Origin of the sequence: Streptococcus oralis (genome assembly GCF_001588645.1) — a bacterium.
GTDB classification, from domain to species: domain Bacteria; phylum Bacillota; class Bacilli; order Lactobacillales; family Streptococcaceae; genus Streptococcus; species Streptococcus oralis_AB.
This window is the reverse complement of the sequence record NZ_LAYF01000013.1, coordinates 198107-209178: the sequence shown is the minus strand read 5'-3', so window position 1 is coordinate 209178 and position 11072 is coordinate 198107. Positions and strand designations below refer to the sequence as shown.

Below are 11072 nucleotides of genomic sequence, written 5' to 3'. Positions count from 1 at the left end.
ATAAATGTATAGATAATAAAAATAATGTCACAGCAGTTTAAAAAAATTTTTTGATCATAACAAAGTAAAAAATCAAAGTATAAAAACTAAAGTAAATAACAAAAGTCTAAAAATCAAATACAAAAACTAGCTTAGCTCAGTCGCGAAATTCAGAGCATTTAAACCTGAAAAAGACTAACAAGAAAAAACAACAGATTTTTATCTGCAAGATGGAACTCTACATCTTATTTGAATTGAGTCAACTTGTCATGTTGTAAAATGACTTGGTTATCTTCTTAGCCATTGATTAAGAAGCACCCTAAGCAAAGGGAAGATACTACATCAGTGAATATAAGCTTAAGTCACTGCACTACTTCAACTTGAATAAAAAAGACCTTAAGATTTTTCTTAAGATCTTCTTTAAAAGCACATTATATACTATAGAAAGGAAAGAACTATGGCAAAGAAGAGACGTAGTCGTGCTGATCGACGAAAAGCTAAAGAGAAAGCTAAGAAACAACAGATGGATTCTCTAACTACTTTCGAAGGTCGTAAACAATTCGTCCAATCAAAAGGATTAACAAATCTAGTCACGCGCTTTAAAAAAGGAAAGGGTATCAAGCGAAATGAATCCAAAAGAACAGGAGAGGACATTCATTTAATTCATACCGATCGAACTCTCCATAACTATGCTGGTTCATGGAGCAGATTCGCTTCCTTTGTTGCTACAACTGCTACTGCCGAAGAATTAGAAGCTCTTGATAAATCTAACGATATAGAAGGATGGATTGACTTAGTAAATCGATACTTAGAACATTGTAAGAAATCAGGTCTTTCTGCTCCAACCCAGTCAACCTATAAAGCAGCATTAGCCAAAGTTTTAGGCGTGTCTTCTACTACTTTTGTTGCAACGGATATCCGATATCGAGCCGACAAAAAGAATAATCGCTTAAAGTCTAACGATGATAGAATGTCTGAAGAAACGAATAATCGCTGGTTTTCAATCGTCTCTGCTACTGGACTACGAAAAAACGAATTAAAGGCTATCACAGGTGATTCTCTACACCAACGTGAAGATGGTCGATACTATCTTAAAATCATTGGTAAAAAGCATAAAACAAAAGGAGCACGAGATCGTTGGGTTCCGATTATTACACGAGACAAAGAAGAATTAGAGAGGCTTGTTGAAGAATTTAAACTAGCTGGTAAAAAGCGTGTGTTTCAGGTTCCATCTGCTTTAAAACCTCATAAATACCGTGCAGAATACGCAAAACGTCTTTATCTTCTTGTCGCGCGAGATCCCAAAGATATCAAAGATAAAAAAGAAAAAATTTATCTACGAGGCGAATTAAAAGGTGTTGTCCTTGATCGAAAGGCTTGTTTAATTGTATCACGTGCTATCGGACACAATCGACCAGAAGAGCTTCAAAAATCCTATGCATATAAGTTAATCGCACAAGCAAACTAAATAACTTTTCCCAAACATTATAATATCTCTCATTAAAATAAAAAATTCAACTCAATAAAAATCGTACTGAAATTATTGAACTTTTTCTCAGCATATTAAGTCTAAATGAAAAATAAAAAATAAAAAAACATCAAAAACTAAAAAAATTTTATAAAAATTTTTTTGTAGGAAAGAACCTACTTTTTTTTCAAAACCTTGTCACTACGCGTTTTTTAAAGCACTCAAAACTGAGTGTTTTTTTCATTTTTAAAAATTTTTTTCATTTTTTAATTTGTTTTTACTAAAAATAGGCGTTTTTTGAAAGATTTGTGGCATACTAACTAATGTAAAAAAATAAGGAGGTAAATAAATGGAAACTTAATAAAATAAACTAACCTTTAGAAAAAGATGTTGATCTTAGCCCAAACAACATACTTTATCAAAATACTATGTGAAAGGAACTTAATAGAATGGCCAGAAGAAAATTAACACCGGAAGAAAAACAAAGACGTTTAGAAGAAAAAATCAATAATGAAAATAGTATATTAGAGGTTTTCTCATCAAAGTCTTGTTTTGCTGGAATAGATAAATGTAAAGTATCCCTACAGGATTTTTCTGTAGAGCGTGTAGAAATTAAGAATTTAAAGCAGGATAGTTCATGTAATCTAAAAACCTCTATAGATGGAGAGTTACTTGGTTTAGATATTAAATCAGAATTTTTTGGGAATATCACTATTTCTTTTGATACATCAGATTTTAAAACACCCTACTGTTACATTGAATTAATTCACGGAGGTTTAAATTTCGAAACTGTTGGTATTGAGGGGATTAAAAAAAGATTAGCAAACGCAATCGATTTTATTAAAAATAATTACGGTGTTATCATTAATTACTCGACTGCCCTCTTTCTCGAAATTGAGCTCGCTTATACTATTGCCTTTGATAAAACTCCAAACCTACAGCTCAGAAGTTTTCTACACAAATGTCTTTCATCAGGATACCCTCCAAATTTTGGAAATGAAAAAAGTAAAAAGAACAACTATGACTATCCAATTTTGAGTTGTAAGATTAGTAATGAAGAATTAACTGTTACTTACGATAAAATTGAAAAAGCAAAAAGAAAAAGACAAATCAGAAGAAATGGTTCAAAACTAGATAATATTAATGTCCAAAGATTTGAACTAGTATTAAAGAAAAATAAAATAGAAAAATTTTGGGGAACCAATTCCTTAGATTTACTGAATGATGCACAATTGATAGAATATTTGGAATCAAAACTGCATTCAACAATAAACGTGTACATAAAGTTAATTGAAGAATCAAGTAATGAAACTAAAAGAGTACTTGAAGATGTGTATAGAAAATACGGTCCCCAAAGATATATTAAAGAATTTTTAATTCAAGTAAATAACTACTCTCTTAACAAATTGTCCCCTTTGGTGTTAGATGAAGAAATTTTAGCATTAATAAATATTGGTTTTAGCAAAAATAAAGGTAGAACCAAAAGAGCAATAATAGAATATTTTCAAAATAGTGAAAAATATTATTCTAAAAGAAACGAGACTGGATTAATGATTACTTGGCACGTTCGAGATATATTTAAGCTATTTTATAAATCACTAGATATTGCTAGAGAAAAAGGGTTAGGATGTCATAAGGATACTACATCGACTCATACATATAAACACATTTTAAAAGATTATCCATTAGGTTATAGGAATAATATTTTCGACGAAATTATAAAATCTAATACTCGAAATCAAAAAAATAAAATTAGAAATCATGTTTTAAAAGAATTCCCTGATAAAGATTTAGATATCAATAAAAAATAACGCAAATTAAATAATAACTTTTTTATATTTATGGCTGTAAACCTTGATATAACAACAAACATATTTTTATATGTAAACAGTTTGAGTTTAATATTTGAGAAAGGAAATAGATATGTGTAAATTTTTTAGAACAAAAAAAAAGAGCTTGTTTCCAAACTTTGGTCGGTGTCAGAAACAAACTCAAAATATACTAGTAATAATATCTATTACCTACTACTATTATCGCAATAAAATTTAGAAATTTCAAGAGGATTATTAATTATGAAACAAACAATGAACAAAGAAGATTTAATTAAAATGGGTTACAATCCCTATACTGCCATTTCAATTATTAGACAAGCTAAGCAAATTATGGTACAAAAGGGATATGCCTTTTATAATAATCGACGTTTAGGGCATGTTCCTATCGTTGCTGTTGAAGAAATTCTGGGTGTTTCACTTCATAAGGAGTAAAAATGCCACAAAATCAACAGAAAACTAAATTTCCTGGAGTCTATACTGATAAATTCGGAAAATTTTTTATTCAAACCGAATTTGGTAGAGATAGAGTTACGGGGAAACGTATACGAAAGAAATCAAGGGTAGATCAACACGGAAATCCATTTAATTCTGCTGCAGAAGCAAATAAGGAATTAACCCGACTGAAATATGAATATCATCAATCTCAAGGTTATTCTAACTACCGTATGAAATATCGGCAATTTATGGAAGAACATTATATTCCATATTACAGAACAACAGTTGAGCACAGCACATTTTCAGTTCGAGAGAAAAACCTTTTACAGCTTTGTGATCGTTTTGGTGACACTACACTTCGTTCGATTACCCTCGAACAAGTCCAGAAGTTTCGAACATGGTTACTGACTAGTCAAGATGAGAATGGTGCCGGATATTCACAAGGATATGCTAGCCTCATCTTTGGCATGTTTAGGAAATCATTAGACTATGCTTTGCAAATGGGATATGTGGAAAAAAATATTTCTAAGCAATCTAATGCAATTCCTAAAGGAAAAAGTAATGTCCCATATTGGACTAAGAGCGAATTTGAAGCTGTTATTTCGCAAATTTACATTGAAGATGTATATGAACATTTAAACTTCGTGATGATTTGGGTATATTTCATGACTGGCGTACGTGTAAATGAAGGTTGTGCCCTTCAATGGAATGATGTTGACTTTGATAAGCAACGCCTACGAGTTCATCATATGCTTATTGTTAAAAACAAAAAAGAATGGACTCGTAATTCCTATACGAAAACTAAAGACGGGAAAAGGATGATTAGTTTAGATAAAGATACTATTGATGTGTTAAAAAAATGGCGTGAAGCTCAAAAAAAGATTGGACTAGGACACGAGAACGATTTTATCTTTTCATACGATGGCTTACCTATGTTGAAATCTACAATCTCAAGGATTATTAAAAGGTACGCCAAGATAGCTCACGTAAAGCCTAGCCAAGCGAAGGGGCTCCGTCACAGCCATGCATCACTGCTAATTAATGAATTAAATGCTGATGTACTTATTCTATCAAAACGTTTAGGACACTCTTCTCCTGAAATTACCTTGAAACACTACTCGCATCTATGGGATGGCGCTGATGAAGCTATCACTAATGAAATGGTCGGAATTATTAATGTTTCTTTCCCATCTTCTAGCTTAGTACATTTCAACGGGAACCAATCAATTTCAAAATAACATTCCCACCAAAAAACCCACCAAAGAATTACTAACTCCTTAAAAAGCCTATTATATAGCGATTCTCAAGGAGTCTGCAACCGTTGAGTGGGAATAAACCAATCAAACACAAAAGAACTCTGAATCGGATTCAGAGTTCTTTTTTAGGTAAGCACTTCTGCTTTCCTTTTTTATTTGCGTTTTTTCTTCGCTTTTTTCATTTTGTTAGCCATGCGTTTCATAGACTGTTTCATGGCAAATTCACCGATTTTACCTTTGAGTCCGCCACCAAACATCTGGCTCATATCTGGCATGCCTGCTCCTCCGAGACCTAACATATCCGGCATTCCACCTTGTCCCATCATGCCTTCAAGGGCAGACATATCCATTCCTCCCATATTTGGCATATTTTTAGGAAGGTTATTAGGATTGATTCCCATTTGCTTCATCATCTTGTTCATATCTCCAGACATGACACCTTGCATGAGCTGTTTGGCCTGGTTAAAGTCCTTGATAAATTTATTGACTTCGACAAAGGTATTTCCAGAACCCGCAGCGATACGACGGCGACGACTAGGATTTAACAAATCAGGATTTTCGCGCTCTTCGGGTGTCATGGAAGATACAATGGCACGTTTACGCGCAATTTGGCGCTCATCCACCTTCATGTTTTGAAGGGCAGGATTATTAGCCATACCTGGAATCATCTTGAGCAAGTCTTCCATTGGCCCCATGTTTTGCACCTGATCCAATTGATCGATGAAATCATTGAAATCAAAGGTGTTTTCACGCATCTTCTCAGCCATTTCAAGGGCTTTTTGCTCATCGTATTCCTGAGAAGCTTTCTCAATCAAAGTGAGCATATCCCCCATACCAAGGATACGGCTTGACATACGGTCTGGGTGGAAGGTTTCGATATCTGTAATCTTTTCACCCGTACCAGTGAACTTGATAGGTTTACCAGTGATGTGACGAACAGACAAAGCCGCACCACCACGAGTATCCCCATCAATCTTGGTAAGGATGACACCAGTTACTTCTAACTGAGCATTAAACTCACGGGCAACATTAGCCGCTTCCTGACCAATCATGGCATCAATGACGAGGAGGATTTCGTTTGGTTGGGCTAAGGCCTTAACGTCACGAAGCTCGTTCATCAAGAGCTCATCAATCTGCAATCGACCTGCCGTATCAATCAAGACATAGTCGTTGTGATTGGCTTGCGCTTGCTCCAAACCTTGGCGAACAATTTCAACAGCTGGTACTTCTGTTCCAAGCGCAAAGACAGGAACATCAATTTGTTGTCCAAGTGTTTTCAACTGATCAATAGCTGCTGGACGATAAATATCTGCAGCAATCATCAAAGGACGTGCATTTTCTTCCTTCTTGAGTTTATTAGCCAGCTTACCAGCAAAGGTCGTTTTACCAGCCCCTTGCAAACCGACCATCATGATAATGGTTGGAATTTTTGGCGACTTGATAATTTCTGCCGTATCAGAACCTAAAACAGCTGTCAGTTCCTCATCAACGATTTTGATAATCTGTTGGGCTGGATTGAGGGTATCAATGACCTCGTGTCCGACTGCACGTTCACGAACCTTCTTGATAAAGTCCTTTACAACAGGCAAGGCAACGTCGGCTTCCAGCAAGGCCAAGCGAATCTCTTTGGTTGCTTCCTGGACATCAGCCTCAGATATTTTTCCTTTTTTACGTAGATTTTTAAAGACGTTCTGTAAACGTTCTGTTAAACTTTCAAATGCCATTTTTCTTCCTCTTATTCTCTATTATCAATGCTTGTTAAAATTTCTATCTGCTCCTGCAGAAAGTCATCCTTGGGATAACGCTCCAAGATCTGATCAAAAATCTGACTGCGAACAATGTAGTCCGAATACATGTGCAATTTCATCTCATAGTCTTCAAGAATCTTTTCTGTCCGCTTGATATTGTCATAAACAGCCTGACGACTGACACCGAACTCTTCAGCAATCTCAGCAAGACTGTAATCATCAGCATAATAGAGTTCAATATAGTTCATCTGCTTGTCTGTCAAAAGCGCCGCATAAAATTCAAAAAGGGCGTTCATACGATTGGTTTTTTCGATTTCCATAACTTTTATTATACCAAAAAAACGATTATACTGCTAGAGTAGAAGCACTTCAAATAGAATAAGAAAAAAAAGAACCTTGCAAGGCAAGATTCTTTTAGTGTCTGACTTAAATAATTGTTCTTCTGGGAACTTAATCGAATTAAGCTTCGATTTCTGTAACCATACCTGAACCAACAGTACGTCCACCCTCACGGATAGAGAATGTAGTACCTTGTTCTACGGCGATTGGGTGGATCAACTCAACGTCGATAGTCACGTTATCACCAGGCATTACCATTTCAGTACCTGCAGGAAGTTCGATTGAACCTGTAACGTCAGTAGTACGGAAGTAGAATTGTGGACGGTAGTTGTTGAAGAATGGAGTGTGACGTCCACCTTCTTCTTTAGTAAGGATGTAGACTTCACCTTTAAATTTAGTGTGTGGGTTGATTGAACCTGGTTTAGCGATAACTTGTCCACGTTCGATTTCGTCACGTTGAACACCACGAAGAAGGACACCTACGTTATCTCCTGCAAGACCTTCGTCAAGTTGTTTACGGAACATTTCAACACCAGTAACAACTGCTTTTGAAGTTTCTTCTTTGATACCAACGATTTCGATTTCGTCGTTGACACGAACAGTACCACGGTCGATACGTCCTGAAGCAACTGTACCACGTCCAGTGATTGAGAATACGTCTTCGACTGGAAGAAGCAATGGTTTGTCAGTGTCACGTTCTGGTTCTGGAATGTACTCATCAACAGTGTTCATCAATTCCATGATGATGTCTTCGTATTTAGAGTCACCTTCAAGAGCTTTAAGAGCTGAACCTTGGATAACTGGAAGATCGTCACCTGGGAAGTCGTATTCTGACAAGAGGTCACGGATTTCCATTTCAACCAATTCAAGCAATTCTTCGTCGTCAACCAAGTCGATCTTGTTCATGAAGACGATAAGGTGTTTAACACCAACCTGACGTGAAAGAAGGATGTGCTCACGAGTTTGTGGCATTGGTCCGTCAGTTGAAGCTACTACAAGGATAGCTCCGTCCATTTGAGCGGCACCAGTGATCATGTTTTTAACGTAGTCCGCGTGTCCTGGAGCGTCGATGTGAGCGTAGTGACGTTTTTCAGTTTCGTACTCAACGTGCGCAGTGTTGATAGTGATACCGCGTTCGCGTTCTTCTGGAGCAGCATCGATAGACGCATAGTCTTTAGGTTGGTTAACTGATGAAGGCAAGCGACGTGCCAAAACAGTTGTGATAGCTGCAGTTAGGGTAGTTTTACCGTGGTCAACGTGTCCGATAGTACCAATGTTAACGTGTGGTTTACTACGATCGTATTTTTCTTTTGCCATTTGAGTAAAAGCCTCCAATAAAATATATTTTATAGATAGACAGTAGGCAATACAGTCTAACTTTCCTTACTATTTTATCAAATTTCTGCTAAATTGCAAGTGTTTTACACATATTTTGTGAATTAATCTAAATCTTACCAAATCCTGTTCTTCTGCTTCTTTATGGCAATATGAATTCAAACTTATTTTGTTTGGGCGATAGTCTTTTCATCAAAAAAATCAGGTTTCCCTGATTTTAATTTGATTCTGTTTTTTCCAGTTCCTTAGCTTCTTTATGGTTTTCATATAATTTCGCTAGGAACTTAGTAATTTCTTTAAAAATGGAGTAAGTAGGTACTGCTACGACCATCCCTATGACACCGTAGATATTACTTGACAGTAAAAGGAGCACCAAAATCGTAATCGGATGTACTTTCATAACTCCTCCAACGATACGTGGATAGAGAACATTTCCATCAATCTGCTGAATAATAAGCATATAAGCAACCGCAATCAACATACGATGAGGATCCGTGAACACATTCGCAATCACCATTGGAATTAAGCCAATACTTGGACCAACATAAGGAATCAAATTTGCGATTCCAGAGAAAATAGCAAAAACTAGGGCGTACTTTAATCCGATAACGCTATAACCAATATAGGCTAAACATCCAATAATAACCGCATCAATCGCAATTCCACTGATATAGCGCGCTATGGTTGTATTAAGATTGGTTAAAAGGCTAGAAAGATTCAATTTGTCATGTTTTAAGACGGTACGTTCCAACATTGGTAGCAACTTATGACCATCCAACAAGAAATAAATCAAGAATACAGGGGTCATAATGAGAATCAGAACTGTACTAAACAAGGCTGAAAGGACGCTTCCTAAACTATTGCTGACGCTATTCAGGATATTCTGGAGGATATCCACATAGGAGAGATTCAGTTGTTGAATAGTTTGTTGAATATCTATATTTTGGAAGACAGGATTCTTGGACAAATCGATGATCAAATCTTGTAGTCTACTATAGATGTTTTGACTAGAAACAATCAAGCTGGTCAACTGATTAATCAAAATCGGCAAGAGATAAACGACCCCTACAACGATAGCACCAATTAAGGCACAAAGAGTGACCAAGACACCAATTAGACGATTGATTTTACATCTCTTTTCTAAGAAAGTAACGACTGGATTTGTAATGTAGTAAAAAAATCCACCAAGCAAAAATGGAATCATGATGGTATTCACAACCGTCACAAAGGGAGTAATGATGGCTCCCATTTCTCTCCAAAGATAGAAAATCAGTGTTAATAATAAAATTTCAGCTGTCCAAAAAAATAATTTGTTTCTGCGGAACATAGGTATCCTCCTTCTCTCTATTTTACCACATTTCTGAAAAAGATAAGATGGCTTTAGTAAAAAAGCGAGAATATTTTTTTTCTTTATGATAAAATAAAGCTAATATGAAAAAAATAATTTTATCTTTTATGACACTTTTAGTTTTTGGAGCAGCTTCTACTGTTTCTGCTCAGGAGTTTGATGTTGCTGCTAAACATGCTATTGCTGTCGAGGCTACAACTGGAAAAATCCTCTATGAAAAAGATGCAAATCAGCCTGTAGAAATTGCTTCTATTACAAAACTAGTTACAGTTTATCTGGTCTATGAAGCTCTGGAACAAGGAACTATCAGCCTATCTACACCTGTTGATATTTCGGACTATCCTTACAAACTTACAACTAATTCTGAGGCGAGTAACGTCCCTATGGAAGCTCGAAATTATACTGTTGAACAACTATTAGAGGCTACAATGGTATCCAGCGCAAACAGTGCTGCGATTGCGCTAGCAGAAAAGATTGCTGGTTCTGAGAAAGACTTTGTAGACAAGATGAGGGCTAAACTTCTTGAATGGGGAATTCAAGATGCAACTATTGTAAACACTACTGGTTTAAATAATGAGACCCTTGGCGAGAATATCTATCCTGGTTCAAAGAAAGACGATGAAAACAAGTTGAGTGCCTACGATGTTGCAATCGTCGCTCGTAACCTCATCCGAGATTATCCTCAAGTTTTGGAAATCACCAAAAAGCCAACTTCTACCTTTGCAGGGCTTGAAATCCACTCAACCAACTATATGTTGGAGGGAATGCCTGCCTATCGTGGTGGTATTGATGGACTAAAGACAGGTACTACTGATAAAGCTGGTGCTTCGTTCGTTGGAACAACTGTTGAGAAAGGGATGCGTATTATTACGGTTGTTTTGAATGCAGATCAACAAGATACCAACCCTTATGCACGTTTTACTGCTACTTCTGCACTTTTAGATTATATTTCTGCAAACTTTGCCTTAAAAACCGTCGTTCAGAAAGGTGAAGCATACAACGATAGTAAAGTAACAGTTCTGGATGGTAAAGAAGATAATGTGACAGCTGTCGCTAAGTCAGACATTTCCATCGTCCAACGCATCGGTAGCAGTACTACACCAGCTCTCCAATTCACACCGAAATCAACATCAGAAATGGCTCCATTGGAAGAAGGCAAGGTTGTTGGTACTCTAACCTATGATGACCAGGATTTGGTCGGCCAGGGCTATCTCACTTCTGACAAACCATCTTTTGAAATGGTTTCTGAAAAGAAAGTTGAAAAAGCCTTCTTTTTGAAGGTTTGGTGGAATCAATTTATCCGCTTTATCAATGAAAAACTATAAAAAAATC

The 11072-nt window shown here is 36.2% G+C and carries 9 protein-coding genes; 5 read left to right on the top strand and 4 right to left on the bottom strand.

Annotated elements, in window-relative coordinates:
- Positions 1-436: 436 nt before the first annotated feature.
- The 4 genes from A0739_RS08445 (at position 437) to A0739_RS08430 (ending at position 4952) form a co-directional block, all read left to right on the top strand.
- Positions 437-1447 carry a site-specific integrase gene (locus tag A0739_RS08445; protein ID WP_061587671.1) on the top strand — a complete coding sequence of 337 codons (1011 nt, stop codon included), beginning with the start codon at positions 437-439 and terminating at the stop codon, positions 1445-1447.
- A 449-nt stretch (positions 1448-1896) separates the two neighbouring features.
- Positions 1897-3258 carry a hypothetical protein gene (locus A0739_RS08440; RefSeq protein WP_061587670.1) on the top strand — a complete coding sequence of 454 codons (1362 nt, stop codon included), beginning with the start codon at positions 1897-1899 and terminating at the stop codon, positions 3256-3258.
- Positions 3259-3519: 261 nt separating this feature from the next.
- Positions 3520-3711, top strand: coding sequence for a DUF3173 domain-containing protein (locus A0739_RS08435; protein WP_061587669.1), 192 nt, complete (start codon positions 3520-3522; stop codon positions 3709-3711).
- A 2-nt stretch (positions 3712-3713) separates the two neighbouring features.
- On the top strand, positions 3714-4952 hold the full coding sequence (locus tag A0739_RS08430) for a tyrosine-type recombinase/integrase (protein WP_061587668.1): 1239 nt from the start codon (positions 3714-3716) through the stop codon (positions 4950-4952).
- A gap of 170 nt (positions 4953-5122) precedes the next feature.
- Here the strand turns inward: A0739_RS08430 and ffh are convergent, their stop codons facing one another.
- The 4 genes from ffh to A0739_RS08410 all read right to left on the bottom strand — a co-directional run bounded on the left by ffh (position 5123) and on the right by A0739_RS08410 (position 9719).
- The gene (gene ffh / locus A0739_RS08425) at positions 5123-6694 is read right to left on the bottom strand and encodes a signal recognition particle protein (RefSeq protein ID WP_061587667.1); all 1572 of its coding nucleotides are present in this window, start codon (positions 6692-6694) and stop codon (positions 5123-5125) included.
- A gap of 11 nt (positions 6695-6705) precedes the next feature.
- On the bottom strand, positions 6706-7038 hold the full coding sequence (locus tag A0739_RS08420; protein ID WP_000402066.1) for a putative DNA-binding protein: 333 nt from the start codon (positions 7036-7038) through the stop codon (positions 6706-6708).
- A gap of 139 nt (positions 7039-7177) precedes the next feature.
- Positions 7178-8374 (bottom strand): elongation factor Tu, encoded by a 1197-nt coding sequence (tuf, locus tag A0739_RS08415; protein ID WP_001040723.1) that lies wholly within the window; start codon positions 8372-8374, stop codon positions 7178-7180.
- A 235-nt stretch (positions 8375-8609) separates the two neighbouring features.
- Positions 8610-9719 (bottom strand): AI-2E family transporter, encoded by a 1110-nt coding sequence (locus tag A0739_RS08410; protein ID WP_061587666.1) that lies wholly within the window; start codon positions 9717-9719, stop codon positions 8610-8612.
- A gap of 104 nt (positions 9720-9823) precedes the next feature.
- Between A0739_RS08410 and pbp3 the strand changes: the two genes are divergently transcribed.
- On the top strand, positions 9824-11065 hold the full coding sequence (pbp3, locus tag A0739_RS08405; protein ID WP_061587665.1) for a D-alanyl-D-alanine carboxypeptidase PBP3: 1242 nt from the start codon (positions 9824-9826) through the stop codon (positions 11063-11065).
- Positions 11066-11072 lie beyond the last annotated feature (7 nt).

Bases quoted from the DNA above. Each gene is read 5' to 3' on its own strand.
- A0739_RS08445 (WP_061587671.1), top strand. From the start codon at position 437: ATGGCAAAGAAGAGACGTAGTCGTGCTGATCGACGAAAAGCTAAAGAG.
- A0739_RS08440 (WP_061587670.1), top strand. From the start codon at position 1,897: ATGGCCAGAAGAAAATTAACACCGGAAGAAAAACAAAGACGTTTAGAA.
- A0739_RS08435 (WP_061587669.1), top strand. From the start codon at position 3,520: ATGAAACAAACAATGAACAAAGAAGATTTAATTAAAATGGGTTACAAT.
- A0739_RS08430 (WP_061587668.1), top strand. From the start codon at position 3,714: ATGCCACAAAATCAACAGAAAACTAAATTTCCTGGAGTCTATACTGAT.
- ffh (WP_061587667.1), bottom strand. From the start codon at position 6,694: ATGGCATTTGAAAGTTTAACAGAACGTTTACAGAACGTCTTTAAAAAT.
- A0739_RS08420 (WP_000402066.1), bottom strand. From the start codon at position 7,038: ATGGAAATCGAAAAAACCAATCGTATGAACGCCCTTTTTGAATTTTAT.
- tuf (WP_001040723.1), bottom strand. From the start codon at position 8,374: ATGGCAAAAGAAAAATACGATCGTAGTAAACCACACGTTAACATTGGT.
- A0739_RS08410 (WP_061587666.1), bottom strand. From the start codon at position 9,719: ATGTTCCGCAGAAACAAATTATTTTTTTGGACAGCTGAAATTTTATTA.
- pbp3 (WP_061587665.1), top strand. From the start codon at position 9,824: ATGAAAAAAATAATTTTATCTTTTATGACACTTTTAGTTTTTGGAGCA.